The sequence below is a fragment of the Dyadobacter sp. CY345 genome (assembly GCF_021502725.1).
Taxonomy (GTDB): Bacteria; Bacteroidota; Bacteroidia; order Cytophagales; family Spirosomataceae; genus Dyadobacter.
Genome location: NZ_JAKFFS010000007.1, coordinates 257,678 through 284,139, shown reverse-complemented (window position 1 = coordinate 284,139; position 26,462 = coordinate 257,678). Strand labels below are relative to the sequence as shown.

Sequence of the window (26,462 nt, the reverse complement as noted above, 5' to 3'; positions counted from 1 at the left end):
AAAAGAGGGTGTCTCAAAAAGGCACCCTCGTTTTGTTTAATTGGCATTGACATATTGTGATTTAATTCCTAGTCTTATTTCTTTTCAAATTCGCTTGAATTTCGTATCTTCAGGTATTGAAAAATACTTGAAGATGATCAGAAGACAACCTACTTTCAAGCCCTATAATCAACAGCAGATCATGCTGTTGCCTCCAAGTTTAGAGGATTTAATCCCTAAAAAACATCCGGTCAGAATTGTTAATGACTTGATTAACAAGATTAATCTTGATCCGCTTAACGCAGCTTACAAAACCAGGGGATCTTCCAGTTATCATCCACAGATGCTGCTTAAAGTGCTGGTTTACGGCTACGTGAGCAATGTTTATTCCAGTCGAAAGCTAGAAGCGGCTTGCAAGGAAAGTATTTTCTTCATGTGGCTGAGTTCAATGAGTTATCCTGATCATAATACGATTAACCGGTTTAGGGGCGTCCGCCTAAAAGAAGCTTTGCGCAATGTTTTTGAGCAGGTAGTGCTGCTCTTGGCCGAAGAAGGATTGCTTAGCATAGAGGAGATTTTCATCGACGGTACAAAAATTGAGGCCAATGCCAATAAATATACTTTTGTCTGGAAAAAAGCCATTCAGACCAATAAGGAGAAAATGAAGAAGCAGTTGGGTCAGATCTGGGAGTATGCCCAAAGTGTGGCCAGCAAAGAAGATGAGCTTCCTGATCCGCCGGATTTTACTGAAATAGATACAGAGAAAGTCCAAAGTACTGTTGATAAGCTCAACGAAGTATTAGGTAAGAAAAAAGATATTGATAAAAAATTAAAGGCAAAACTTCGCCGTGTAACAAAAGAGTATCCGGCCAATATTGCTAAATACGAAAGACAAGAGGCTGTTTTAGGCGAGCGCAATAGTTATAGTAAAACAGATCCGGATGCCACTTTTATGAAGCTTAAGGAGGATCATATGAAAAATGGTCAGCTCAAAGCTGCCTATAATGTACAAATCTCAACTTCAAATCAATTTATTGTCAATTATACCCTACACCCCAATCCAACGGATACGACCACATTAAAGGATCATCTTGCCCAGCACCAAACCAGTTTCAAAAGTTTTCCAAACGTAGTCACTGCGGATGCTGGGTATGGCTCACAAGAAAATTACACCTTGCTGGAAGACAAAGAAATAGCTGCATATGTGAAGTATAGCATGTTTGACAAACAGCAAAACAAGACTTACAATGCCAAACGTCCTTTCAGCACTGATAAACTTTTTTACAATCCGCAAAAAGATTGTTATACCTGCCCGATGGGTCAGCAAATGGATTATATCGGTAACAGTAAAAGGAAAACCAGCACTGGTTTTGAGCAGACATTCAGGATGTACCAGGCTAAGAATTGCTACGGATGCCCGCTAAACGGTGCTTGTCATAAGTCCAGGGGCAACAGGATCATAGAAATCAATGTCGAACTTGAACGGCAGAAAAAGAAGGCATATGAACTACTTAACAGCCCGGAAGGGATTGAACGGCGCAAAAAACGATGTTTTGATGTTGAACCTGTGTTTGGAAATATAAAAGGTAACCACGGCTTCCGTCGTTTTATGCTAAAGGGAAAAGAAAAAGTGGAGATCGAATGGGGATTGTTGGCAATAGCACAAAATATGAGGAAAAAGGCAGCCTGAGGAGGGCTGTTTTTTGCTTTTTTACACTATTAAGTCCGTTAGAATTGAATGTAAATATTTTTCAAACATCAATTGAAAATATCAATCAAAAAAAGGAGGATGCCTCATTTTGAATTTGAGACACCCTCATTTCTCATATTTGTTTGTTATATTTTTGTTACTCTGATAGAAATCCGTCTATTCTGAGCTCTTCCCTTTTTTGTATTGTTGGAAGCCACCGGATATTCTTCACCATAACCTTCGGCTTCAAGCCTTACCTTGGCAATATCAAGATCCGACGGCTCTTTCATCACTGAATGCCCATTATCACTTGATCGTTTGAAGTTAGCCGCAGCAGCGATATTCACCGTTGTGCCTTTCAAATTAAGTGCTGTCGTTTCAATGTTTTGAACAGGCATTTCAATAACTTCCTCTTCAATAATATTAACCTCCCCAGCTGCCGGAACCACGGCGATATGCGGAGCGATCACAAGTGAAACGATGGACATCAGTTTTATCAGGATATTCATCGATGGTCCCGAAGTATCTTTGAATGGATCACCGACCGTGTCACCCGTCACCGCAGCTTTGTGCGGATCAGAGCCTTTGTAATAGGTTTTACCGTTGATATCCACTCCTTTTTCAAAAGATTTTTTGGCGTTATCCCAGGCTCCGCCCGCATTGTTCTGGAAAATCCCCATCAAAACACCTGAAACAGTAACGCCTGCCAATGTTCCGCCCAATACTTCCGGACCAAATAAAAATCCGACGATAACCGGAACGAGCAGAGCAATTAATCCGGGAGCTACCATTTCCTTGATGGAAGCCTCCGTCGAAATCGCTACACATTTGTCATATTCAGGTTTTGCAGTACCTTCCATAATGCCTGGGATTTCCCGGAACTGACGACGAACCTCTTCAACCATTTTCATCGCCGCGCGGCCAACCGCCGCAATCGCCAAAGACGAAAAGATAAAGGGAATCATCGCTCCTACGAAAAGTCCGGCTAGTACGTTCGCCTTGTAAATATCAATCGAACTTATCCCCGCCACACCGCAAAACGCTGCGAAAAGTGCAAGGGAAGTAAGAGCTGCGGACGCAATGGCAAATCCTTTTCCGGAAGCAGCCGTGGTATTGCCCACAGCATCGAGCACATCTGTTCGTCCACGAACTTCCTCAGGTAAATGTGCCATCTCGGCGATACCACCGGCATTATCTGCAATCGGCCCGAAAGCATCAATCGCGAGCTGCATGGCAGTCGTTGCCATCATACCGGCGGCGGCAATAGCGACGCCGTATAAACCTGCAAATTCGTAACTGATAAAAATCCCCGCCGCCAAAACCAGTGTGGGAATAACAGTTGATTCCATACCAACGGAAAGCCCGCCGATAATATTTGTTGCATGTCCGGTAGAAGACTGATTCACAATCGATTGCACCGGCCGTTTACCCATTGCAGTATAATATTCAGTCACAGTTGACATAATTGCGCCAACGATTGACCCCAACAAAATAGCATAAAATACATGCATGGAAGTGAACTCCACACCACGAATCGTAAGCACGCCTTCTGGCAACATCCACATCGTAAGCGGATAACAGGCAATCAGCGTCAAAATAATAGAGCCCCAGTTACCGCGGTTCAAAGCACCCTGGACGTCGCCGCTATCACTACTTATTTTCACGAAAAGCATACTGATGATGGAAGCGATTAACCCTACTCCGGCAATCACCATTGGTAATAATATGGGAGAAATTCCTCCAAAATTATCTGCACTTTCTGCAATAATTTCGCGTCCTAAAACCATCGTTGCAAGGATTGTTGCAACATAGGAACCGAATAAATCGGCGCCCATACCAGCCACGTCTCCCACGTTATCACCCACATTATCCGCAATGGTTGCAGGATTTCTTGGATCATCTTCCGGAATTCCCGCTTCCACTTTTCCAACCAAATCGGCACCTACATCAGCAGCTTTGGTGTAGATACCACCACCTACACGCGCAAAAAGTGCTATTGATTCAGCGCCCAGAGAAAAACCGGCAAGAACTTCCAGCACTTTCTCCATACCGAGGCCGTTCACCTCTGAACTATCGCCAACAAAAAAATGATATAGTATTATAAAAAGACCGCCAAGCCCGATGACTGCTAAACTTGCCACTCCGATTCCCATGACGGAACCGCCTGTAAATGAAACTTCGAGTGCCTTGGTCAGACTTGTGCGCGCGGCTTGTGTGGTGCGCACATTTGATTTGGTCGCAATATTCATCCCGATGTATCCTGCAAAGGCCGAGATGAAGGCTCCGGCGATGAATGAGGCACCAATAAAAACACTGGAATTTTCAACCAATGTGCCGGAATAACCTAATAAAATACTGACAATAATACCGAAGACGATGAGTACCCGCCATTCAGCTTTGAGAAATGCGAGCGCGCCATCGGCAATGGCATCCGCAATTTCTTTCATGTTTCCGTCACCGGCATCTTGCCTGATAACCCAACCTCTTTTAAAAAACATAACCAGCAAGCCAATCAGGCCCAAAACTGGCACTAAATAGGTAATATTACTCATGCGCGATATGAATTAGGTTAACGGTTGTAAATTCTCGTAAATATAGAGAATGGGGCCTCATAACAAAATCCAAAAACGCTTATTTTTGTTTAATTCCTATTTTTTTTGTTAAAATACACAGAATGCAGATAGAACTATTTTAATAAATAAAATAAATAGTCATAGTTAACCATCTTCAAATTTCATACAAACATTTAATAATCAACTTATTGATCACTTTTCGGGCATCAGATGATAGAATTTGGACAAAATTTCATACAATTCCGGATGTTTTTCCTGGAATTCCTCCGGATTATTGAAGAAATATTCACTGACAACTGCAAGAAATTCCGCATTGTTAGTAATCGCGTAAGGATTGATATCAGAATCGCCGCTTCTTATTTCCTGCATCTCTTTTTTGATCAAATGCAGCCATGGCAATACATAGGCATGATCAGCAAGGCGCTCAGGCACACCATCCGAGACGCCATCTTCCCGATCCAGCAAGTGAACAAATTCGTGAATACCGACGTTTTCATCTCCATTTTTTCCATTAAAGCCACTAAGCAAAGCCGGTTTTGATAGTAACAGCGAATGGTTCAGGTATCGATTTCCAACCATTCCTTCAATATTTTCAGCCTTCTGATTCTCCCCTATTTCAAATTTCTCACTAAACGAAGCCGGATAAACGAGTACTTCATTCAAATCGGGATAATCAAAAGCAGGAAACGCAAAAGTTGGAATAATTGCACTCGCCGCAACCAGGACGCGCACCACATCATCGATTTCGGTATCAATCCCTTCTACCCTTTTTTCAAGCAAAAATAACTGAACACGTTTTTCAAATAAAGCTTGGTTTTTCGTGTCCAGACTTTGAAAGAAAACGGAATGTTTTTTCAGAATTTCGCGCCAAGTGTCAGGGAAAGAAGTTTTGAAAATTGCTATACGGGCATATGACTTTTTGTAATAATATCGGTGAATGATTGCGATAACGGCTACGATTACGAAACCGAGGATGTACAAAACGGTTTGTTTACTAAAATAAGCCAGGACGCCAAACAAGATCATGACAGCCAGCTCCCAGCCAATCGCCCGTAAACGCGCCGACTTTAAATGATTCTCATGATAGGTTTTTAAATCCGTAACGGAAGTAAGTGTGGAATTCATAAGTTAGACTCGATCAAGGCAGACTGAGTATTAATTGAAAGTTTAGGAATTTTTTCGAACGGTAGTTAAGACCAGCCATGACACAGTAAAGGCCGCAAGTCCGGAAAATAGTGCAAGTAAGGTGCCGCCGATAAAATACTGAACAAAATTTACATGGATTGATTCCAACGTCAAATCCTGTATAGAAGTTAACTCAACGCCATTTTTATAAAACAAACCGCCAAATTTATAACTTCCGAAAATTATCAAGGGAATACATGGTGGTAAACTGATATTTGCAGCCGTCAGGAAAAGTACCTTATTCATTCGAAAATAGATCGAAAGAGGGATACCGATCAGCAACTGAAATCCCCAGATCGGAACGATTCCCATAAAAATACCAAAGCCGATTGATTTTGCCTTGCTTAAATTGCTTTCATTTTTTTTCAGCGCTTCATCCTTTATTATCTGCCAAAGTCCTTTTTTTTTTACATAATAAAAAAGTCTGCGCGGCAGATAATAAAGCAAAGTCAGAATAACAAAGTAGGTATTTAAAATGCTGATCCGTGTAAAATCCCGGAAAGGCCGAAAGTGCGTAACACGCTCATTACTATCGTAAATAACCTGAATATTAATGGGAATGATCTTCACATCGCGCCAGGCAAGTTTAACAATTACCTCAATTTCAGTCTCAAATTTCGAAGTAAAAAGTCTGATTTTCTTTATTGAATCAAGAGGATAAAGCCGGAATCCGGTTTGTGTGTCTGGCAAGGTTAGGCCGGTCTCAAATTTGAACCAGAAATTCGAAAATTTATTCCCAAAAGAACTTTTCCCCGGCACTCCTTCCTGATTCATATTTCTGGAACCCATCAAAAGCGCACCTGGATGATTCAACGCAGTTTCTATAAAAAGAGGTATATCCGAAGGCAAATGCTGTCCGTCAGAATCAATGGAAATGGCGTTTTTGTAACCCAAATGGATAGCTTCCTTAAATCCACGTCGCAACGAAAATCCCTTTCCACTATTTTTCTCATTCGTCAGTATATGGACTTTTCCGCGATAAGATTCAAGAATTAAAGCGGTATCGTCTGTAGAGCCGTCGTTAATCACAATAATATCCTCAGAGCCGTATGCTAAAACTCCATCAATAACCCGGCGAAGCGTTTTTTGATTATTGTAAGTTGGAATTAAAATGCAGCAATGGATATCTTTTAAAGTCATTGATCAATATCAGACGGTGAGATTTTTACGCTCACGCAGTGCAAATCCGGATTTAAATATAAGAAACTTGCGTTTTAAAATAGATAATGTCTTCATAACTTCCCGAAGCGACAACATCAATGACTTCTCCCTCGGTAAATTTAATATCAATCCGAATCTCAGGTGTTTCCTCAGGATTAATGATTTGAAGAAATTTACAAACCCGCATGGTTTTCATTCTCAGATCCTTTTTGAGATGTTGTTCTAATAATTCCTTTACAATTTGCAACTGAACAACACCTGGCGTCACAGGTGCTCCCGGAAAATGTCCTATAAAAATTTCATGCACAGGATCCAGTATAATTACAGCAGAAATGGATTGAGAATCAGAAGAGATTTCTGATATGGTATATAGATTATTGAGAAACATAAGGACGCAATTTGGTACTAATTCAAGAAACAGGCACTATAATTTCGAAAACACCGACTCAGCAATGGGCTGATTAAATTTCTCGTTCAGGAATTTCATGACACTTTTGTCGCCGCCTTTTTCAAAAAAAGTAAGTTCCTTTAATCGCAGATTACTGCGGGAAAATACCAGGTTGATTTTGGAATAAACACTTCTCATTCGCTTGTTCGTTGGCGTCAGAACGACCATATACTGATCGGAGCTTTCCATGCAAACCAGCGTAAATGCCTTGCTCTCCTGAAAATCTCCGTTTACGAGTCCCAGCATAACCTGCTTGATCTGCCCCGCCATACGTCCAGCCGAACCCATATTTTTTTCCTTGCTGCCATCCTGAACACGCAATTTATCACCGTTGATCAAAATGATATATTTGAACGGCGATTGCTGCTCCCAACGCATTTGATCTGCCTTTTTGAAATAAAAAACGCCACTCGCCTTCTCAGGTTCTTTCAAAAATGACAGATATTTTTCCTCCCTGAAATCAGCCTGAATCGATGTGGTTGCTTGTGATGATTTCCTGAGATCCGACAGAATTTTATCTGGATTAGTGGCCTTTTTAAATTCCTGTGATTGAGCAGAGAATGACTGGATTATCAAGAATATCAGCAAAAATATTTTATAAAATTTCATACGGATCTTTGTTGATTATTAACGGAAGCGGCTGGATAACAATATTTTTACTTCGACAATGTTCGATTAAATCTTCAAGTGCGTCTGCGGTTACCGGCAGATGATCGTGAAGTAAAACGATATCACGTTTTTGCAGTTTTGAAATTACATTCTGGATTAATTGGTATTTATTTTTCGCACGGGTATCAAAACTACGTAATGACCACCCGATGGATTGCAAATTCAACTCTTTTAAAACAGTCCCATACCTTGGATTTGTTACTCCGAAAGGCGGGCGAAAAAGTTTCGGTTTTTTTTCAAGTATCTGATAAACAATATCGTTACAATGTATGAGATCATTTTTCAATCGTTTTGTCGAGAAAAAAGCGATCAGATAATTGTGGCTGTAAGAGTGATTTGCAACAATATGCCCTTCCGCATCAATCCGGCGTACCAGTTCAGGATATTTCTCCGCATTTTTCCCAATGACAAAAAAAGTTGCCTTTACGCCCTTTTCCTTCAAAATATCTAAAATTCTTGGTGTGTTTTCAGGATGCGGACCGTCATCAAAAGTTAGTGCGATTGACTTTTTTTTTCCTTTGTGGATCGATGTTACAAAGTAATTGGAACGGATCTCAAACGAGCCATAAGCAGTGCTGATCAGATAAAAAGCCGAAATAATTCCCAGAATAAATTTAACATATCCTGTTTCCCAAAAAGCGAATCCGCAGAGAACAAGCGCAATTCCGGTGATTGCCGTGATTATTTTATGCTTCAAGAGATTCTATTAAGGTTAAACCCAGATTTATTTTATTCAACCCGTTAAGAATTAGAACGTTCTTCAGTTTTGGTTCCCGCTGAATCCTGTCGACTGCATAATGCATCGCAAAGGCTGAATTCGTAGGATATAATCCCGACAATTTCGTGTAATTGATCAGTTTGGAATCAGCATGATAGTGCTCATTAAAGTATTGATGTGCAACTGAATCCATCTTTTCTTTTTCGCTAAAATCCGAATACAAAACCAGGTCAACTTCGGAAATATTCAGAAAATTATCCAGCAAAAATGAATCTATTGCAGCATCAATATCCTGAATAAGACCGGCAGTCCTCACATCCTTTACCCTGGCAACAGACTTTTCCGTTTTGTTTTTACCTAATATGAAAAATGAAGCACCGGAAGTAAGATGATGTTTTGAAGAGGCATTGAGATGTTCGGCAGCTTCGTCCAAAAATGCAATAAACTCATCGGCAGCGCCGGTTATGATATTATCTTTTCCTTCACCTAGCAACAACGATGTATCGATTAAGGCATGTTCGAAGGAAAGCGTGTTTTGCGTATGAGTCATATTATAACCATGATTTCCGATACTCAGGGAAATCTGGCCGGCGATGGTGTTATGTGTAGACTGAATAAACGAGGTGGGCGGAAGAAGTCCTTCAATGGACAAAAATGTATTTAAAAACTTCTCAGTATCCTGCAAACAACCCAAACCTGTTCCAACAATAATAGCTCCTGGCTGCGCAGTTTCCGCTTGTGTCAGACAATCTTTCGCTGCGGCAACGGACATTCGTAAAATCTTGCTCATGCGGCGAAGCAACCCGGCATCGATATATTCTTTATAATTCGGACTTATCAGTTCCGAAGAATTATCGAGCGGCTCGATCAATTCTGAAAAACCTGCATTTCGAAATGTAGGCTGATGAGAAATCGTAGACGCAGCGTTTATATACATTTTGTTTTTTTCTTACTTATTAATTCACAAAGCGATACCAGCATTAGCTCACTTTTTCTTATCGGTTAACAGAAAAGACCAAAGAAGAATTATTTCCACCAAATCCGAAGGAATTTGACAAGACAGCGACGACTGGCTGGTCTTTTTGCAACTCCGTTATGGGCACAAGACCAGTTTCAGCAATCGGCGTATTGAAATTAAGGTTAGGGAAAATTAAACCTTTTTGGATAGCCAACGCAGAAAAAACAGCCTCAATGGCACCTGCGGCTGCTAAGGTATGCCCTGTGAATGGCTTGGTCGAGCTAAAATCAGGGATATTGTCACCAAAAACATTAATCATCGCCGTAGATTCGGAAAGATCATTATTCTTCGTACCAGTTCCATGCGCATTGACATACGAAATATCCAAAGCGCTTAGCCCAGAAACTTCAATTGCGTTTTGGATCGCCATAGTTGCTCCCGTCCCCTCCGGTGAAGATGCGGTCTGGTGGTATGCATCTGCCGCATTTGCCCAGCCGCTCAAACAACAAATCGTCGGGTTACCTGAAATCCTGGCACTTTTGTCACTTTCCAACAACAAAAATGCAGCGCCTTCACCAAGATTTAGTCCTGTCCGGGATTCATCAAAAGGACGGCACCATTGATCATCATAAATCATCAGTGAACGAAAGCCGTTTATTGTAAAATTGGTCAATGCATCTGTTCCACCCACCAAAACACGGTCGAGCTTCCCTTGTTCGATTAGTCTTGCGCCCAACATGATTGCGTTGGCACCCGACGAACAGGCGGTTGAAAGCGTATTGATATATCCTGTAATTCCAAGTTCTGCGGCAATTCGTTCGGTTGTATTTCCGCTGTCATGGCATCTCAAAACAGCATAGTCAGGATTATTTTGATCCAAATAATCTTTGTAAAATCGCTCTGTCGTATCCATTCCCCCTACCGAAGTAGCAGAGATAAAACCTGTACGTAATTCTGGTGTATGACGATTCCTGCCCCAAGCCTCTCTTGCAGCGGCTAAACCAAGCAATGAAGTTCTGGAAACGGGTTGAGATTTAATGTTAAGATAACCCAACAACTCAGCATTAGAGCATTTCACTTCCCCAACCAGAAAATCATTTTTACTGTCTAAATATTTCACAGGTGCAATACCGGACCTGCTGTTTTCTAACGAAAACAGATTTTCCGCAACGGTCAGCCCAATTGCAGAAATTATCCCCAAACCTGTTATTCGTACTGCCATTTATTCCTTAAACGTCGAGAGTGATAAAGCCGGAGAGACGTTTCCGGAAAATTAAATGCAACCGGGAAATCAAACGTCGATGACTTAATTTCTGTTTTTTTCAATATAATCAGCCATCGTATTGATGGTTAAAAACGCGTCTTTTCCTTCCTCCGGATTAGTTACCTGAATTCCGTAAAACTTTTCCATCAGCACTATAAGCTCCAATGCATCGATCGAATCCAGACCAACTCCATCAGCACTGAACAAAAGACTATCGTCATCAATATCAGAAACTTGTAAATCTTCCAGGTTTAATTGTTCAATTATCTGCTTCTTTAAATCTTCTTTTAAGCTTTCCATTTGTTGTAGTAGTCGTTTATTGAAGGCGTAGCGTTTGGTGAGATGATCATGCCTGATCTGCCAAACCGACACACTTAATTATGTTTTCTTTATTGAAAGGTAATCCGTCAGCTTTGTTTTCTTCAATTAAAAATACTGATACTTCCACCTTGCCTTTCAGAATGTTGAGCCAACCAGCCAACACCGCCTTCGAACCCGTTGCCAACATGACACTTCCGTATTGCAGGAAAAATTCAGGTGCGAATTTAGGGAAAACTGCAAACATATTTTCACCGTAAAATTTATTCCTGATCGCCAGTTCGCCCAGCACAATGTTTGGCAGCGTATACACAAAAAGAGACGGACTCGGTGATTTTCTTTTCTGGAACGATTCCTTAAAACGGATATCAGTATCCGAACTGGACTCGCTATTGGCAAACAGCAGCGCGATCTCATCATCGGCATAAGATGATACCAGTTCTGGAAAGGCCTTTTTGATAAATTCAGAAGCTAAAAACCCGGCCTGCGCAAGCATATCCATTTTATAAAACTTCGGATAATCGAGAGCCAATTCTTTATATAATTGTTTAAACCAGGAATCGGCTGACTGCTCGTCTTTCCTGACAATAACATTTCCATTCACAGCACAGGCCTCCTCACTGATTTGACAACAGGCAGTAATAAAACTCATAATTTCCGAAGTAATAAGGATGCGTTACAACCTCCAAAACCCGAAGCCGTTTTTAATATTGTATTCAATTCGGAAGGTCTGTTTTCTGTCGCAATATTCAACGATTTGGAAGTTCCAGCCTCAGAATATCCCAGGCTTTTGATCAGTAAATTATTCCGCATCATCCGCATTGAAATCGCTGTTTCCATCACCCCTGCCGCACCTAAGGTATGACCAAAATATCCTTTCATACTGTTTAAAGGAATATTTGCCATATTGAGGCGATCAAAAGCGGTAGCTTCCATTTCGTCATTGAAAATCGTCGCCGTTCCGTGTGCAGAAATAAAATCTATCTCATCCGCTGAAATATTGTTTTGCCGTATTGTTTTTTGAATGGTTCGGTATAATCCTTCGCCGGTTCTTGACGGACCGGAAATATGATTGGCATCATTCGCAGAAGTACCGGATAACAACTCTAGTGGCAGGTTTTTAAAAATTTCTTTTGTGTTTGAAACAACAACTGCGGAGCAACCTTCACCCAAGGTTATGCCACTTCTGTTTTTATCAAAAGGCAAACAAGGCAAGGCACTAACCGCAAAAAGGGATTGAAATCCGTAGAGCACAAAGTCAGAAATGACATCGCAGCCGATGACGATTATGTGATCGTAAAAACCCGCCTTAATAAAATTATTCGCAGCATTAATTGCAAGTACGCCCGAAATACAGGCATTTGAAACAATAATAGGTTGATTTTTTAAGTTAAAATGTTTCACCAAAGCACCCACTGCCGGATCGAATGGGTTAGAAATATCTCTATCCAGATCTCCTTTTGTTGAACTTAAAATGATCAGTGTTTTCGTTGATGAAATTACAGACGGGTCAATCTGTACTGATATGTTTTCTAGCATATCAACAAGTAAAAACTCAAATTTTTTCTCTGCTGTCAGCGAAGTCATTTTTGCTAAATGCAGATCTTCATTATTAAAACCTACCTTCGGCACCAACGAAATTCCTGAACGGTTTTCACAGACCGCCAGAAAGTTCTCCTGAATATTTTGCCCCAGCGGACTTATTATCTCCTCAGCACCTATGTAGGTCATTTCAAACTTCTCTTTACAAATTACCCGAAGGTTTTAAATATTATTATCTTCTTTCCAAATCCGGTAAAAATCCGGTGTAAGCAGTTCCAGTGTCCGAGTTTCTTTTTCCAAAAAAACCTGCATTGTTTTTCCAACGGCACAAAGTTCTCCGGTCGTGATGTTAATCACCTCATATTCAAACATAAGTTTAGCAGCTTTTGAAGGAATATATTTGGTTATCACTTTGATCACCTGACCATAATGAACAGGCGCCTTATGATCTATTTCCGACTTAACGATGGGCGTGAAATATCCGTGACCGAAAATTGTAAGATATTCAAGTCCAAATTCTTTGCCGAAAGCCTCCCTTCCGTCTTCAAAAAATTTGAGATAATTGCCATGCCATACCACACCCATGGCATCTGTTTCACTAAATCTTATATCAATTTCAATTTCCGAGACGAGCATATATTCTAATTTGTAACCACAAAAGCACCTTCATAAGTGATCAGTTGACTACAATTTTAATTTCACATTCAAGCAATTTACGCCCATTACAGTAATTCTCGCCCTTTACCAGAAAAATATTTCCTAACTGGTGCGTTGGTGTAACGATGGTATGGATTGTCGAATTAACCAGAGGCAATTCAAATAATTCGAGTTTTGAAACGGCTCCGATAAAACCAATCCTCGGTTCACCTTCCTTTTCCCTATCCAGATAACCAAAACCTGCGGCGCAGGTTTGTGCAATATTTTCTATCAACCCGGACTCTTCAAGAAATCCTGACCGAACCAAAATATTATCGTCCTTGACAAAAAAATCTGACTCAAAACGACTTGCGCTTACTTCAAGCAAATTATCGATCATCACAAAAGGCGGCCTGTGCGGTATGATTTCTGCTATTTTTTCTTTCGTTACGATCATCACTGAAAAAAATTGAAATAGTTAAACCACTGTTCCGGATATTGGCGCACTTTTCTTTCTAATTCGTCAACGTATAATCTTGCAATCTCTTCCGGCTTCATTTTCGCCGTGATTGGCGCAGTTGCACTCAAATGATAACTGTATTCGCCATCTTTTGCTGCGAAAACGAAGGTTACCGGTGCATCAAACTTTGAGGCAATTATAAAGGGCCCGTATGGAAATTTCGCCATCTTACCCATAAAATCAAGCTCGATAAATTTTGCACCTTCCAGGAAGCGATCTGCATGAATGGCCACAAACTCATTATTGATCAGCGCATTGCGAATAGAAATAATATGCGACAAATCGTTCTTAATGGGTATGACTTTAAATCTGGAACCTCCGGTTGAGAGCTCCATAAATTTCTTAATGCTTTCAACTTCCGCATCCAGCATAACGATATTGATTGTGGGAGTAATTCTTCCTTTAAGCAAATTACCGGCTGTTTCCCAGTTTCCAAGGTGGGCACTGAGTAATACGCCTCCTTTTCCGCCATTTCTTATGTCCAGCAAATATTGTTCATTCTCAAAGGTGTGGGCAAAAACTGAATCTTTCCCTAAAAGAAACGCAGCTCGATCCAATAATGTCTGTCCGAAAATATAGAAATTTTTCCGTACTAAATTCAGTGCAGGTTTACCAGAGATATGCAATGTTTCCTTATAAAATCCGAGTAGGGCGTTCTTCGATTTGGCCGCAAAAAGGTAATAATAAAACGTTACCAGTTTAAGCAGTTTATAAGCAGCGCCCAAACCAAAAACCTTAATAAAAAAAAGGAAAATTCTATATCCTAATAAAGACCCTTTGGTTTTACCATCCCAACGGCTCATTAATTATAGTGAAAGCTTCTTTTGAACCAATTTATAGAAGTCGCCGAAGGTTACAATATCTTTAAAATCTTCGCCTGTTACCTTGATATTTAAGTTTTCTTCAATTAACACAACCAGGTCTACATAGTCCAGACTATCCAGATCCAGCGTATCTTTCAAACTATTCTCAGGAAGAATAAGATCACGATCAACCTCAAATTCTTCTGACAAAAAGTCCCTGGTGTCCTCGATAATATCTCCCAATTCCATTGTAACAAGTGTTTCATTCATGGCTACAAAATTAATTTATTCTTTGGTTATACTTTTCAAATTGACCTTAAATATTATCAGATTCATTTTGAAACCGCTGAAACCCTCCTTGAACTGTCGAATTGCCTTTATTAAATCGCTATTTATCAAAGCCTTAGACACAAAAGTCAGATTTTTTTCACTAAATTTCTATGCCGGTGAGTAAGATTAAACAGTATATTCCTGATTTTCTATCAGGATTTATACCATCATTATTAGAGAAGTCACAAAACCTTTTTGATAATCAAAGTAGAATTAGTTCCACCAAAGCCAAACGAGTTGGATAGAAAACAATCGATGTTCTGTTCTTTGGTATCGGCAATTATATTGATTTTCGCTGACTCTTCATCAGGATTTTCAAAATTGATATTAGGGGCGATAAAACTTTGCTGCATCATCAACATGGAATAAACAACCTCGCTCGCTCCTGCCATCCAGCACTCATGCCCGGTCATCGATTTTGTAGAACTTACAGGAACCTTGCCACCAAATACTTCCCCGATCGCTTTTGCTTCACTGCTGTCACCGACGGGCGTTGAAGTGGCGTGTGCATTAATATAATCGACGTTATCAACCGAAATATCAGCCTGTTTCAAAGCCATATTCAGTGATCTGATCTGCCCTTCCATACTTGGATTCGAGATATGGTCGCCATTCGAGGAAAATCCATATCCGATCACTTCTGCCAAGATCGGCGCACCACGTTTTACCGCTGCTTCATAAGATTCCAGAATTACCGTCGCCGCGCCTCCGCTGGGTACAAGCCCATCGCGGTCTCTGTCAAATGGGCGGGAAGCTTTTGCCGGGTCAGACTCTTTAACAGAAAATGTGCCCAAACCGTCAAAACTACACATAGCGGCAATATTGATTTCCTGAGCTCCACCGCATATAATCCGGTCCTGCAAACCTTGTTTGATCATAATGTAACCCATTCCGATGGAATGAGAACCGGAGGCACAGGCAGCACTCAACGTAAAATTGATCCCTTTCAACTTAAAAATCGTTGAAAGATTCATATTAACCGTGCTGTTCATATTCTGAAAAATTGCACCGCTTCCGATCAAAGTCGTATCAAACTTTTCTCTTGCCTTATCATGCGCCTCCACAATGGATGCGGCCGTACTGTCATTACCGAAAATGATACCTGTTTCAGTTGTTTCAAGAAAATCTATGTCCAACTTAGCCATTTCCAGTGCTTCCTTGGTAGACATATACGCATACATCGCGGGCTGGTGCATACCCAAACGCTGTCTCCTAGATAAAAAGGGTTTGAGATCCGGCTCCTGGACCATGCCGGTAAGCGCAGACCGAAAGCCAAAATCTTTTCTGACTTGATCAAAAATAATACCACTTTTCCCGGCATACAGGGATTTTGCAACCTCCCCCAGATTTTCTCCAAGGCAGGAATAAATACCAATTCCGGTGATGACAACTCTGTGGTTCATTCTAAGAATAAATTCCTCCGTTAATATTAATCACTTCTCCCGTTATGTAAGATGCCTTATCCGAAGCCAAAAAGCTTACCAGATGCGCCACCTCCTCCGCTTTTCCAAAACGATTCATCGGGATCATTTGTTTCAATTCGTCTTCGTTCAGATCCTTGGTCATATCGCTCGTGATAAAACCAGGGGCAACCGCATTAACAGTAATTTTTCGCTTCGCAACTTCCTGAGCAATAGCCTTTGTAGCTGCAATCATCGCACCTTTCGCAGCCGAATAATTTGTCTGGCCGGCTACACCTTTCAGACCCGAAACCGATGCAATATTGATGATTCTCCCGGTACGTTTCCGAAGCATTTGCTGGATAATATTCTGGGTGACGTTGAACAGACCTTTTGTGGAAGTATTCAGCACATCATCCCAATCTTTCTCCGGCATCCACATAAAAAGGCCGTCACGGGTAATGCCGGCATTGTTCACCAGAACACTGATAAACTTTTCGCTATTTTTTTCTTTCCAACCATTCAATGCTTCGTCGACTTCCGTTTTTGTCTGGACGTTAAATTGCAAAATCTCCCCGTCTCCGCCATTCGCCTTGATTTCTGCAAGCGTTTCCTCCGCCGCCGATTCATTGGAAGAGTAATTGACCAAAATGAAAAAACCATGATCTATCGCCAATTGAATAGCAATCGCCCGCCCCAATCCTCTGGATGCTCCTGTTACAAGTGCGCAGTTCATACGTTAAAAGGGGTTTCTTTAATTAATTTACACACTTCTGCTATGCTTTCAAAAGGCACAACATCGTCTTTTATAAAGAGCGCCTTCGAACGTATTTGATTGTATATCATTTTTGTTTTCGGCGACAATCTTTCCTTTTCAGCCGCTTCCAACAGGTCAATCGCCTGGCATATCGCCATAATGTGGATCGCCGTTACCTGAAACGAGTTTTCAAGCACTTTTTTAGCGAGCACCGCACTATTGGTTCCCATACTCACAATATCCTGATTATCATTATTGTTCGGAATACTGTGTACATACATTGAAGTTGACAAAGCCTGACTTTCAGCCGTTGTCGAAGTCGCCGTAAACTGAATTCCCTGAAAACCAAAGTTTAATCCCCAGGTTCCTGCATTCAGGAATGGAGGAAATTTGCCATTTAACTTACTGTTCATCAGGAAATTAAGCTGCCTCTCCATCAACATGGAAAGTTTAGTCAGGACAATTTTTACTTTGTCCATTTCCAGAGATATATAATCACCATGGAAATTTCCGCCATGGAAAACATTATCTTCGTCAGGTCTTACAATCGGATTGTCATTCGTAGAATTTAACTCATTCTCAACGACTTCCTGAGCGTAATTGATCGTATCAACAATTGGGCCGATAATTTGCGGCACACAGCGGATTGAGTAATATTCCTGTATTTTTCTTTCAAATTCGCGCGTTTCGAGCGCTTTATCATCCTTAAACAATTCTTCTCTGTTCCGGATCATGCCGCTGCCGGCAAGAAATTCACGCATTTGCGCCGCTACGTACTGCTGGCCTTTATGGTGTTTTACAGCATTTAATTCCTGTGAAAAAGAATCATCAAAAGCTTCCATGATCTCATTCAGCATAGAAGAAGCGGCAATGGACCATTGAACCAGACGCTGCGCATAGATTAAATTTATTGCCGCAATGCCCGTCATGCAGGAAGTTCCGTTGATCAGCCCGAGGCCATCACGAAGTTCCATTTTTAACGGAGTTATACCATGTTTTGCAAGCACATCGGCGGTCTTCTGACGGATTCCATTTTCATAAACATATCCTTCACCAATCAAATTCAGACCCAAATGTGATAACTGAACAAGATCTCCACTCGCGCCCACGCTGCCATGTTCGAATATCTCGGGAACAATGCCGTGATTAAGAAACAGAACCAATTGCAGAATGACACCAACACTTATTCCCGAATTTCCTTGTAAAAAAGAATTCAGGCGTGCGATCATTACACTGCGTGCATACGTTTCATCCAATACATGGCCGATTCCGCTGGAATGGCTCCTGATCAGATTATATTGAAGTTGATTTAATTTATCTGTATCAATGCGAAACTGGGCCATCGGACCAAAACCGGTATTGATACCGTAGATAATCTTATCTTTTGAAAAATCTGTTAAGAAATTAAATGACTTTGAAACGTTGTTGAGTGCGTCCTCTGCTAACTGAAATTCCTTCTTATCAATGGCATACTGCTCGATTTGAGCTAACGAGATACTATTCATTTATTGTTACTGTAATTAAAACCCATGTAAAATAAATCTTTTTTTATGGCTTTGACAAGAAACGCTATTTAGCGGCGGGGTACATCAATATATTGTCAGGACTCTTACATTTGTCTAAATTTACCCCAAACTCACGTTCAAAATCCGATGATTGGAGACTTATTACTTAGACTAAACGCCCTCCTTTCCCGAAAAAAAACACTTTTTTTTGCCCTTTTGCTTCTATTAATTGGTGTCCTGGGTGTCGGGATATCAAAATTAAGAATTACAGAAAGCATATTTTCTACCCTGCCGAAAGGCAAATCCTTCGAAGAATTCAACCGTTTAGTCGAAAATAAGAGCATTATCAATCAGATTGTTTTTTCGGTCGACGTGCCTGCTAATATCGACACCGAAGATGCGAAAACAATTGCTGAGACCTTTGCTGATTCACTTGCCAGACACACTTCGGGTTATATTAAAAACATCCAGGCAGTTCGTCCAAATATTCAGGAGGATGTTTATGAATATACCTATGCCCGGTTTCCTGAACTTATCGATTCTTCTTACTACCAACACATTCAAAACAAGGCGAATCCCGATTCTATAAATACTTCAATCACCACCTCTTACAAACAACTGCTGGCGCCAGGCGGCACATTCCTCCGACAGTTCCTTCTAAACGATCCCATTGGAATTTCAGGCCAATATTTCCGCGATCTGAATGCCATTAACAATACAAATGGAATGACAGTTGACGACGGGTTGATGTTTTCAAAAGACAGAAAACAGGTGATCGTAATGGCTGGAACAAATTATGATTCAGGGAATTCTGCAAAAAATATTGAGCTGTATAATCAGGTTGAAGATTTTAAAAAATCCTGGGCGCGGCAACATCCGCAATATAAATTTACTTATTTCGGAACATTCGAGATTGCTGCACAAAACGCAATTCAGGTAAAACATGACTCGTATATGACCATGATCATTGCGCTGTCAGCCATTTTACTGATGCTTATATTTTATTACCGAAAAGTTTTAATTCCGGTTTACATTGTGCTCCCGGCAGTTTTTGGTGGGACGTTCGCTTTGGGAATTATTGGTTTTTTCAGACCGGAAATCTCCGGAATTTCCCTGGCTACGGGCGCAGTCATATTTGGAATCCTGCTTGATTATTCTTTTCACTTTTTCACGCACTTACGACATACCGGATCGATTACCACTGCAGTTAAGGAGGTTAGTGAGCCGCTCTTGACAGGAAGTTTAACTACAATTCTTGCTTTCAGCGCGCTTCGTTTTGCAAACTCAGCAGTTTTGCAGGATTTCGGACTTTTCGCATCGCTGAGCTTATCAGGCGCCGCACTTTTTACCTTAATTGCACTCCCGGTAATTTTGGAGGCTCTTTCGTTTGATTACAAAAATATTCCTGGCGAGGTTAAATTTTTTACATTTCCAAAAATCTCCGGGAAATTTCGAAGTTTTGTGCTCGGTCTTGTTGCGGTACTTACTATTGTCTTTTTGTACTATTCCCGATTTACAGAATTCGACAGCAGCTTTGAAAATCTGAGTATCCATAGTGTTGATTTAAAAGAGAAGGAACAGACTTTGACAGGTCTGGACCCTGCGAATGAAAAGCGTATCTACGTGTTTTCCATGGATAAAAATCGGCAAAAAGCAGAGGAGCTGAATTATCAGGTTTATCAGAAATTAACAGAATTAAAAAATCAAAGTCAGGTAAAAGGTTTTGCTTCATCCGGCTCATTTCTGGTCCCGGAAAGGATGCGGCAGGAACGTCTGGCAAGATGGCGGAATTTCTGGGATGTGAACAAAAGAAAGCTGACGTTTTCTGAAATTGACAAATCAGCTGCTCAAAATGGTTTTAACAGCGCCGCTTTTAATGATTTTAAGCGCTGGATTTCAGGAGAAATTGAGAATCCGGTTGAGGAGAAAGAACTTTTTCGGGAATTAGGACTGGATAATCTGATCGAAAGCAACGCATCCAAAACGACTTTGATCACGACGGTTGTGGCCAGTCAAAATCAATTAAACGCAGTTAAATCGGACCTTCGGAAGATTGAAGGCGTTGAAATTTTTGATCGCGGCGAACTTGCTGAGGAATTGCTTACAATGGTCAAAGACGATTTTAATTATATATTGTTCATCTCTGCCTCGATCGTTTTTCTAACACTTTTGCTGGTTTACGGTAGAATCGAACTCACGTTGCTTTCCTTTTTACCTATGGTGGTCAGCTGGATCTGGATCCTTGGGATTGCAGCGATTTTTGGTATAAAATTCAACTTCGTAAATGTAGTTATCACGACCTTCATCTTCGGGTTAGGTGACGATTTTAGTATTTTCGTAACAGAAGGATTGTTGAGTAAATATAAATATGGCAAGGACACGCTCCGCTCCTATCAGTCCGCTATTATTTTGTCTGCGTTTACTACCATCATCGGAACAGGTGTTTTGATTTTCGCTGAATATCCGGCGATTCATTCCATTGCCTTGATAAGCGTTTTAGGGATTGTCTGTATCTTGTTTATTTCCTTTATCGTTCAGCCAGTCGTTTTTGCATTATTTGCAGAAAACAGAATAAAAAAGAAAAAGGCACCCGTTACGTTTTTGCCATTTATACTTAGCATTTCAAGCTTTACTTATTTCCTTTCTGGCTGTCTCTTCCTTCATTCCAAACTTGTCGCGATACTTCTTTTGCCAGTTTCTAAAATTAGAAAAAAGAAGATGATCAATAATTCACTGGCATTTTTTGCAAAAACAGTGATTTATTCCGGTCCACATGTCAGGAAGAATTTTTCCGGAACTGAAAATATGGATATCTCAAAACCGGTTATTTACATCGCAAACCATACTTCCTTTCTCGATATTTTACTGGCCATCATGATCAATCCCAAAATTGTTATGATGGTAAAAGGCTGGGTTTATAATTCTCCTTTTTTCGGCCCAATTATCCGTTTTGCTGGTTATATATACACAGAGGCCGGGCCAGAAGAGAACATCGCCCGAATGCGAAAGCTTGTCGAAGAGGGATATTCGATCCTTGTTTTTCCCGAAGGAACGCGGTCAGCAGATGGCACTATCGGACGTTTTCACAAAGGTGCATTTCATCTGGCACAGGAGCTTGGCCTTGATATCCAGCCGATCCTGATTCATGGTGCTTCCGATGTTTTACCAAAAAATGATTTCCTTATCCGTCCGGGCGCCTTGAATGTCCGGGTTTTGCCAAGAATAAAATACAGCGATCCGATATGGGGAGAAACGCTTCGTGATAAAACAAAAAATATCGCAGCGCATTTCAAGTCTGAGTTTGCATTATACAAAGATGAGATGGAAGACACGCGATATCTCAAACATAAAATTTTCGCCAATTATGTATTTAAAGGGCCAGTTTTAGAATGGTATTTTAAAACAAAATGGAATCTTGAAGCAAAGAATTTCTCCAATTATAACGCGCTGATCGGTGATAGAAAAAAGATACTGGACGTTGGTTGCGGTTATGGTTATTTATCTTTTTTCCTTCATTACAAAAATCAGGACAGGATCATTAAGGCGGTTGATTATGATGAAGACAAAATTTTGATTGCGCAAAACAGTTACAACAAAACCGGTAACCTTCAATTTGATTATGGAGATATCAGTTTGGTTAAAGTAGAAAAACAGGATATAATATTTTTAAATGATATCCTGCATTATCTGTCAGAAGAAAAGCAGCAGATTGTATTAAATCGCTGTGCAGAAGCACTAAATCATGAGGGGATTTTATTTATCCGGGATGGCATTACTGACCTCGGCGAGAAACATAAAAACACAGAACGTACGGAGGCACTATCAACGGGATTGTTTTCTTTTAATAAAAAAGATGGTGCGTTCCATTTTTTCTCGTCTATTGATATCCGGAATTTTGCAGAAAAAAATAATCTTAGCGTTGAGATGTACGAACACTCAAAGAAAACATCCAACGTGCTGTTTATTTTAAGAAAAGAAAAAGCAGAAAGTCATTTCAAAGTATCCGGATAATTTTAATCGGCCGTTTACTCACGAAAAACGCAGATGTAAAATTTTATATAAAAATTGCGGCGTTTTCTGACTGGTAACACAAGTAAAGAATAAGTTTTATATCTCAATTTCATGCAGAAAAAGTCCGGAAAGGAATATGATTTCGTCATTTTAGGGAGTGGATTAGGCGGGTTGGCGTGTGCATATATCCTGGCTTCGGAAGGCCATAGCGTAGTAGTTCTGGAAAAAAATCATCAGATCGGCGGTAATTTGCAGGTTTATAGCCGTGACAAAGCGATTTTTGATACAGGTGTACATTATGTTGGAAGCATGGACAAAGGCGAAAATCTTTATCAGTTTTTCAAATATTTTGGAATTCTGGAAAAGATGAAGTTAAAACGACTGGATGACGATAAGTTTGACGTAATCCGGTTCGACGATGGCTCCGAATATGCTTACGGTCAGGGATATGAGGAGTTTAAGAAAAATATGAAAGGTTATTTTCCCGACGAAAAAGAGGCGATTGATACCTATTGCGAAAAAATAAAAGAGACGTGCAAAAAATTCCCGCTTTATAATCTTGAAGTTTCCAACGAAAATTATCAAATGGATTCAAGCATTATGGAGTTAAACGCGCATGACTATATTGCCTCAATCACCAAAAATGAGCGGTTAAGAAATGTATTGGCGGGCTCCAATCAATTGTATGCGGGCGTAAAGGAGATGACGCCGTTTTATGTGCATGCCCTGATAATAAACAGCTATTTGTCTGGAGCCTACAAGTTTATTGATGGAGGTTCGCAAATCGCAATTCAGCTGAGCAAAGGAATCAGAAGTTTTGGTGGAGAAATTTTAAAGCGCAAAAAAGTCATTGGCGCGGAGTATAATGAGGTGGGTGAAATTAGTGCCGTGGTACTGGAGAACGGTGAAAAATTTAGTGGAAAACAATATATTTCAAATGTTCATCCGGCCGTAACCATCGACATTTTTGGAGAGCAACGATTTTTACAGGTTTACAGAAACAGGATCAAAAGCCTTAAAAACAGCATTTCCACTTTTCTGGTACATTTTACTTTTCACGAAGAAACTTTTGAATATCTGAATTATAATATTTACCAACATCATATTGAAGATGTCTGGGGAGGTGTGGAATATGACCAGAAAACCTGGCCGCAGACTTATTTTATCTGCACACCCTTCATATCAAAACACAAAAAATATGCAGAGTCTATGTCTGTGATGACCTATATGGACGCGGAAGAAACCGCCCAATGGAGTGAGTCGCTGCATACCGTTGCTGAGCCCGGAAAGCGAGGAGAAGGTTATGAAGAATTTAAAAAATTAAAAGAGGAACAGGTTATCAATCGAATCGAGGAAGTTTTTCCTGGTATCCGGGAGAAAATTAAGGCGGTACACAGCGCCTCGCCACTTACTTTTCGTGACTATATTGGGAACAAAGACGGTTCTCTGTATGGGGTCATGAAAAATTCAGCGTCGCCGACAAGGACACAAATCAATACAAAAACGAGAATCCCAAATCTGCATTTGACGGGGCAAAACATTTCCATGCATGGAATATTAGGTGTCACAGTTAGTGCTTTTGTGACCTGCTTTGCTTTTGTAGATAAAGATAAACTCATTCAAAAAGTCAAAAATGCTTAATCATGCGAAAAGTTGATGTTGTAGTTATAGGTGCAGGACCGGCCGGAACCGTCGCCGCATCCTATTTAAGAAAACAAGGATACGACGTCATGATCCTGGAAAAAGAAAAATTTCCCCGTTTCCAGATCGGTGAAAGTCTTTTGCCGTGCTGCATGGAACATCTCGATCAGGCAGGATTGTTGGAAGCAGTTATTCCTAAAAATTTCCAAAAAAAAACAGGCGCGGCGTTTATGAAAGGAGACAAGCGCTGTGAATTTTTCTTTGAAGAACAATATACCCAGGGCTGGTCATGGACCTGGCAGGTAAAACGCGCCGATTTTGATCTTACCCTTGCAGAAGCAACAAAAGCAAAAGGTGTGGATGTAAATTTTGAGTGTGAGGTATTGAGCGTCAGTTGCAGTCAAGACAAACAAATAGCTGAATACAAGGATATTAACGAAAATACAAGCACCGTAGAATCAAAATTTATCATCGATTCCAGTGGTTATGGACGTGTTTTGCCAAGACTTTTTGACCTGAGCAAACCTTCTGCTTTCTCACCAAGAGGAGCGGTTTTTTCACATCTTGAAGATAAAAATAGAACGGCCGAAGCCAGCAATAATATTTTTGTACATTCTTTTGACAACAACAAATCGTGGATATGGGCGATACCCTTTTCTGACGGATCGACTTCGGTAGGCATCGTGAGTGACCGGGAAAAGGTTGAAGAGCTTGCTGAAAATAACGGAGAAAAGTACAAAAACTTTATCCGTGAATTTGAAGATTTGAATGGACGTTTTAACAATTCAGAACTAAAATGGGAGCCAAAACATATTCTTGGTTATTCAGTCGGTGTCAAACAAATGTATGGTGAAGGTTTTGTGTTATCGGGAAATAGCACAGAATTTCTTGATCCGATTTTCTCGTCCGGTGTAACATTCGCGACGGCATCCGGACTTCTTTCAGCCAAAATGACCCACAGGCATTTGCAGGGAGAAGCTGTCGACTGGAAAAAAGATTACGAAGACGTGGTACAGGGCGGAATTAACGTTTTCAGAAGTTATGTAACTGGTTGGTACAGTGGTGATTTTCAAACAATCGTTTTTGCGAATCATATTCAGAATGATATCAAAAACCAGATTTGTTCAGTGCTAGCGGGTTATGTCTGGGATCAATCTAATCCATTTGTCAAAAAACATGATACGATACTTCCCACACTTGCTAAAGTGATTAAAATGAAGGAAAAAAGTTTGAACAGGGAATAAATTTCCAGCAATTCGGGACGAGAATCCATATCACGGACTGGTAATTTTGAGTAATCGATTTCTTATTTTGACAGCAGAATAAAGCCATGCTGAACACCCTTATGGTGGTTATAAATGAGTATTTTTTCAGCTGGTTTACCTGATTTCTCAGCATAAAGTGTGTTATCCGGCAGCTGCTTTCCATTTAATAACTGGACACCCAGCCAGGTTGCAAACGCGGAAGCCGTAGGAAAATCACCCGTCAGATTTTTATAACTGTAGACAGCACTTTCCGGAAAAAACTCTTGATTCAGCCACTTGTACCAGTAATCATTTCTAATATCGCCACTGAAACCCAATATCAATGCATCGATCTCAGCAGGCTGGATATTATTTCGGTTGAGAAAATAGGTTAGTTTCGCCCGCAATTTTTCTTCATCTGCGTAACTGATCTGTTCCACATCGACAATTTCAGCAAGGGAATTTTCAGACTTTTCTGCCTCAACGACAAACATTACCGCAGCTTCGCCACAAACAGTGCCAGGCGTGTTTGAATGAAGCAGAAGATTGGAATCGGTTTCTTCCGTTTTGAAAGATCCGGCCAGAAAATCGATATTGTAATTATAATCCGAAATTTCCTCAATACCGCCCACCAGCAAAGACGTCAATTTTTTGTCTTCCAAAAGTAAAATCGCATCCAACAAAGCAGCTTCAAAAGCCAGACCTTTGTGTACGTGCGTGTTGTTGTAACCAGTATTTTTACTCATCAACGCCAGATTTCCAGCGACTGCGTTGGGAGTGCTCTGAACGAAATTAGTTGGCGTTAGCGTACCCTCATTGTAATCAACAATCTGGTTAAGAAATTTCAGGCAATCTTCAAGTCCACCGTTTGCTGTGCCCAGGATAATTCCATCGAGATCTGAGTTTCTCTGTATCAGCGGAAGTCCGGCACCTACGCCCATCCTAACCGCCTTACCCATTCTTCTGAGCAGGCCAGCGGGGATTAATTTACCGTAAGCCGGTTCCAGAGCTTCATAACGATTCCCATAATAGACTTTCGGCTCATTTTCAAAAAAAGTATCATCGAAAGTTCGCTGCGGTGATATGCAGTATAAATCTTTTATAAACATG

The 26,462-nt window shown here is 40.6% G+C and carries 23 protein-coding genes; 4 read left to right on the top strand and 19 right to left on the bottom strand.

Annotation, left to right across the window (positions count from 1 at the left end):
* Positions 1–133: 133 nt before the first annotated feature.
* The gene (locus tag L0657_RS26565; RefSeq protein WP_235153818.1) at positions 134–1,669 is read left to right on the top strand and encodes an IS1182 family transposase; all 1,536 of its coding nucleotides are present in this window, start codon (positions 134–136) and stop codon (positions 1,667–1,669) included.
* Positions 1,670–1,815: 146 nt separating this feature from the next.
* On the opposite strand, the gene L0657_RS26560 is transcribed toward L0657_RS26565, so the two are convergent.
* The 18 genes from L0657_RS26560 to hutH all read right to left on the bottom strand — a co-directional run bounded on the left by L0657_RS26560 (position 1,816) and on the right by hutH (position 18,456).
* Complete coding sequence (locus tag L0657_RS26560) at positions 1,816–4,221, bottom strand: sodium-translocating pyrophosphatase (RefSeq protein ID WP_235153817.1); 2,406 nt, start codon at positions 4,219–4,221, stop codon at positions 1,816–1,818.
* A 213-nt stretch (positions 4,222–4,434) separates the two neighbouring features.
* Positions 4,435–5,367 (bottom strand): zinc-dependent peptidase, encoded by a 933-nt coding sequence (locus L0657_RS26555; protein ID WP_235153816.1) that lies wholly within the window; start codon positions 5,365–5,367, stop codon positions 4,435–4,437.
* 42 nt (positions 5,368–5,409) lie between these two features.
* Complete coding sequence (locus L0657_RS26550) at positions 5,410–6,567, bottom strand: DUF2062 domain-containing protein (protein ID WP_235153815.1); 1,158 nt, start codon at positions 6,565–6,567, stop codon at positions 5,410–5,412.
* Positions 6,568–6,619: 52 nt separating this feature from the next.
* The gene (locus L0657_RS26545) at positions 6,620–6,976 is read right to left on the bottom strand and encodes a 3-hydroxyacyl-ACP dehydratase (RefSeq protein ID WP_235153814.1); all 357 of its coding nucleotides are present in this window, start codon (positions 6,974–6,976) and stop codon (positions 6,620–6,622) included.
* A gap of 36 nt (positions 6,977–7,012) precedes the next feature.
* Positions 7,013–7,645 (bottom strand): outer membrane lipoprotein carrier protein LolA, encoded by a 633-nt coding sequence (locus tag L0657_RS26540; RefSeq protein WP_235153813.1) that lies wholly within the window; start codon positions 7,643–7,645, stop codon positions 7,013–7,015.
* Positions 7,632–8,402, bottom strand: a complete 771-nt coding sequence (locus tag L0657_RS26535; protein WP_235153812.1) for a polysaccharide deacetylase family protein — start codon at positions 8,400–8,402, stop codon at positions 7,632–7,634. The genes L0657_RS26540 and L0657_RS26535 overlap by 14 nt, the downstream gene beginning before the upstream one ends.
* The gene (locus L0657_RS26530; RefSeq protein ID WP_235153811.1) at positions 8,392–9,360 is read right to left on the bottom strand and encodes a beta-ketoacyl synthase chain length factor; all 969 of its coding nucleotides are present in this window, start codon (positions 9,358–9,360) and stop codon (positions 8,392–8,394) included. Before L0657_RS26530 ends, L0657_RS26535 begins: the two co-directional genes overlap by 11 nt.
* 58 nt (positions 9,361–9,418) lie before the next feature.
* Positions 9,419–10,603, bottom strand: coding sequence for a beta-ketoacyl synthase (locus L0657_RS26525; RefSeq protein ID WP_235153810.1), 1,185 nt, complete (start codon positions 10,601–10,603; stop codon positions 9,419–9,421).
* An 84-nt stretch (positions 10,604–10,687) separates the two neighbouring features.
* Entirely contained in the window at positions 10,688–10,945 is a 258-nt protein-coding gene (locus L0657_RS26520) for a phosphopantetheine-binding protein (RefSeq protein WP_235153809.1), read from the bottom strand.
* Between the two features lie 46 nt (positions 10,946–10,991).
* Entirely contained in the window at positions 10,992–11,615 is a 624-nt protein-coding gene (locus L0657_RS26515; protein WP_235153808.1) for a hypothetical protein, read from the bottom strand.
* Positions 11,612–12,694: a beta-ketoacyl synthase N-terminal-like domain-containing protein gene (locus L0657_RS26510; RefSeq protein WP_235153807.1), complete on the bottom strand. Its 1,083-nt coding sequence runs from the start codon at positions 12,692–12,694 to the stop codon at positions 11,612–11,614. Before L0657_RS26510 ends, L0657_RS26515 begins: the two co-directional genes overlap by 4 nt.
* A 33-nt stretch (positions 12,695–12,727) precedes the next feature.
* A complete protein-coding gene (locus L0657_RS26505) occupies positions 12,728–13,141 on the bottom strand; it encodes a thioesterase family protein (protein WP_235153806.1) in 414 nt (137 codons plus the stop codon).
* A gap of 40 nt (positions 13,142–13,181) precedes the next feature.
* Positions 13,182–13,598 carry a hypothetical protein gene (locus tag L0657_RS26500; protein ID WP_235153805.1) on the bottom strand — a complete coding sequence of 139 codons (417 nt, stop codon included), beginning with the start codon at positions 13,596–13,598 and terminating at the stop codon, positions 13,182–13,184.
* Positions 13,598–14,464 (bottom strand): lipid A biosynthesis acyltransferase, encoded by an 867-nt coding sequence (locus L0657_RS26495; RefSeq protein WP_235153804.1) that lies wholly within the window; start codon positions 14,462–14,464, stop codon positions 13,598–13,600. Before L0657_RS26495 ends, L0657_RS26500 begins: the two co-directional genes overlap by 1 nt.
* Positions 14,465–14,467: 3 nt before the next feature.
* Positions 14,468–14,734, bottom strand: a complete 267-nt coding sequence (locus tag L0657_RS26490; RefSeq protein ID WP_235153803.1) for an acyl carrier protein — start codon at positions 14,732–14,734, stop codon at positions 14,468–14,470.
* A 242-nt stretch (positions 14,735–14,976) separates the two neighbouring features.
* Positions 14,977–16,197, bottom strand: a complete 1,221-nt coding sequence (locus L0657_RS26485; protein ID WP_235153802.1) for a beta-ketoacyl synthase — start codon at positions 16,195–16,197, stop codon at positions 14,977–14,979.
* A gap of 1 nt (position 16,198) precedes the next feature.
* On the bottom strand, positions 16,199–16,930 hold the full coding sequence (gene fabG / locus L0657_RS26480; protein WP_235153801.1) for a 3-oxoacyl-ACP reductase FabG: 732 nt from the start codon (positions 16,928–16,930) through the stop codon (positions 16,199–16,201).
* Complete coding sequence (hutH, locus tag L0657_RS26475) at positions 16,927–18,456, bottom strand: histidine ammonia-lyase (protein ID WP_235153800.1); 1,530 nt, start codon at positions 18,454–18,456, stop codon at positions 16,927–16,929. Before hutH ends, fabG begins: the two co-directional genes overlap by 4 nt.
* Before the next feature lie 216 nt (positions 18,457–18,672).
* Between hutH and L0657_RS26470 the strand changes: the two genes are divergently transcribed.
* The 3 genes from L0657_RS26470 (at position 18,673) to L0657_RS26460 (ending at position 25,352) form a co-directional block, all read left to right on the top strand.
* On the top strand, positions 18,673–22,467 hold the full coding sequence (locus L0657_RS26470) for a trifunctional MMPL family transporter/lysophospholipid acyltransferase/class I SAM-dependent methyltransferase (RefSeq protein ID WP_235153799.1): 3,795 nt from the start codon (positions 18,673–18,675) through the stop codon (positions 22,465–22,467).
* A gap of 111 nt (positions 22,468–22,578) precedes the next feature.
* Positions 22,579–24,108 carry an NAD(P)/FAD-dependent oxidoreductase gene (locus L0657_RS26465; RefSeq protein ID WP_235153798.1) on the top strand — a complete coding sequence of 510 codons (1,530 nt, stop codon included), beginning with the start codon at positions 22,579–22,581 and terminating at the stop codon, positions 24,106–24,108.
* Between the two features lie 2 nt (positions 24,109–24,110).
* On the top strand, positions 24,111–25,352 hold the full coding sequence (locus L0657_RS26460; RefSeq protein ID WP_235153797.1) for an NAD(P)/FAD-dependent oxidoreductase: 1,242 nt from the start codon (positions 24,111–24,113) through the stop codon (positions 25,350–25,352).
* 62 nt (positions 25,353–25,414) lie between these two features.
* Here L0657_RS26460 and L0657_RS26455 read toward each other — a convergent pair whose 3' ends face one another.
* On the bottom strand, positions 25,415–26,461 hold the full coding sequence (locus L0657_RS26455; protein ID WP_235153796.1) for a beta-ketoacyl synthase chain length factor: 1,047 nt from the start codon (positions 26,459–26,461) through the stop codon (positions 25,415–25,417).
* Position 26,462: the final 1 nt, after the last annotated feature.

Bases quoted from the DNA above. Each gene is read 5' to 3' on its own strand.
- L0657_RS26565 (WP_235153818.1), top strand. From the start codon at position 134: ATGATCAGAAGACAACCTACTTTCAAGCCCTATAATCAACAGCAGATC.
- L0657_RS26560 (WP_235153817.1), bottom strand. From the start codon at position 4,221: ATGAGTAATATTACCTATTTAGTGCCAGTTTTGGGCCTGATTGGCTTG.
- L0657_RS26555 (WP_235153816.1), bottom strand. From the start codon at position 5,367: ATGAATTCCACACTTACTTCCGTTACGGATTTAAAAACCTATCATGAG.
- L0657_RS26550 (WP_235153815.1), bottom strand. From the start codon at position 6,567: ATGACTTTAAAAGATATCCATTGCTGCATTTTAATTCCAACTTACAAT.
- L0657_RS26545 (WP_235153814.1), bottom strand. From the start codon at position 6,976: ATGTTTCTCAATAATCTATATACCATATCAGAAATCTCTTCTGATTCT.
- L0657_RS26540 (WP_235153813.1), bottom strand. From the start codon at position 7,645: ATGAAATTTTATAAAATATTTTTGCTGATATTCTTGATAATCCAGTCA.
- L0657_RS26530 (WP_235153811.1), bottom strand. From the start codon at position 9,360: ATGTATATAAACGCTGCGTCTACGATTTCTCATCAGCCTACATTTCGA.
- L0657_RS26525 (WP_235153810.1), bottom strand. From the start codon at position 10,603: ATGGCAGTACGAATAACAGGTTTGGGGATAATTTCTGCAATTGGGCTG.
- L0657_RS26520 (WP_235153809.1), bottom strand. From the start codon at position 10,945: ATGGAAAGCTTAAAAGAAGATTTAAAGAAGCAGATAATTGAACAATTA.
- L0657_RS26515 (WP_235153808.1), bottom strand. From the start codon at position 11,615: ATGAGTTTTATTACTGCCTGTTGTCAAATCAGTGAGGAGGCCTGTGCT.
- L0657_RS26510 (WP_235153807.1), bottom strand. From the start codon at position 12,694: ATGACCTACATAGGTGCTGAGGAGATAATAAGTCCGCTGGGGCAAAAT.
- L0657_RS26505 (WP_235153806.1), bottom strand. From the start codon at position 13,141: ATGCTCGTCTCGGAAATTGAAATTGATATAAGATTTAGTGAAACAGAT.
- L0657_RS26500 (WP_235153805.1), bottom strand. From the start codon at position 13,598: ATGATCGTAACGAAAGAAAAAATAGCAGAAATCATACCGCACAGGCCG.
- L0657_RS26495 (WP_235153804.1), bottom strand. From the start codon at position 14,464: ATGAGCCGTTGGGATGGTAAAACCAAAGGGTCTTTATTAGGATATAGA.
- L0657_RS26490 (WP_235153803.1), bottom strand. From the start codon at position 14,734: ATGAATGAAACACTTGTTACAATGGAATTGGGAGATATTATCGAGGAC.
- L0657_RS26485 (WP_235153802.1), bottom strand. From the start codon at position 16,197: ATGAACCACAGAGTTGTCATCACCGGAATTGGTATTTATTCCTGCCTT.
- fabG (WP_235153801.1), bottom strand. From the start codon at position 16,930: ATGAACTGCGCACTTGTAACAGGAGCATCCAGAGGATTGGGGCGGGCG.
- hutH (WP_235153800.1), bottom strand. From the start codon at position 18,456: ATGAATAGTATCTCGTTAGCTCAAATCGAGCAGTATGCCATTGATAAG.
- L0657_RS26465 (WP_235153798.1), top strand. From the start codon at position 22,579: ATGCAGAAAAAGTCCGGAAAGGAATATGATTTCGTCATTTTAGGGAGT.
- L0657_RS26460 (WP_235153797.1), top strand. From the start codon at position 24,111: ATGCGAAAAGTTGATGTTGTAGTTATAGGTGCAGGACCGGCCGGAACC.
- L0657_RS26455 (WP_235153796.1), bottom strand. From the start codon at position 26,461: ATGTTTATAAAAGATTTATACTGCATATCACCGCAGCGAACTTTCGAT.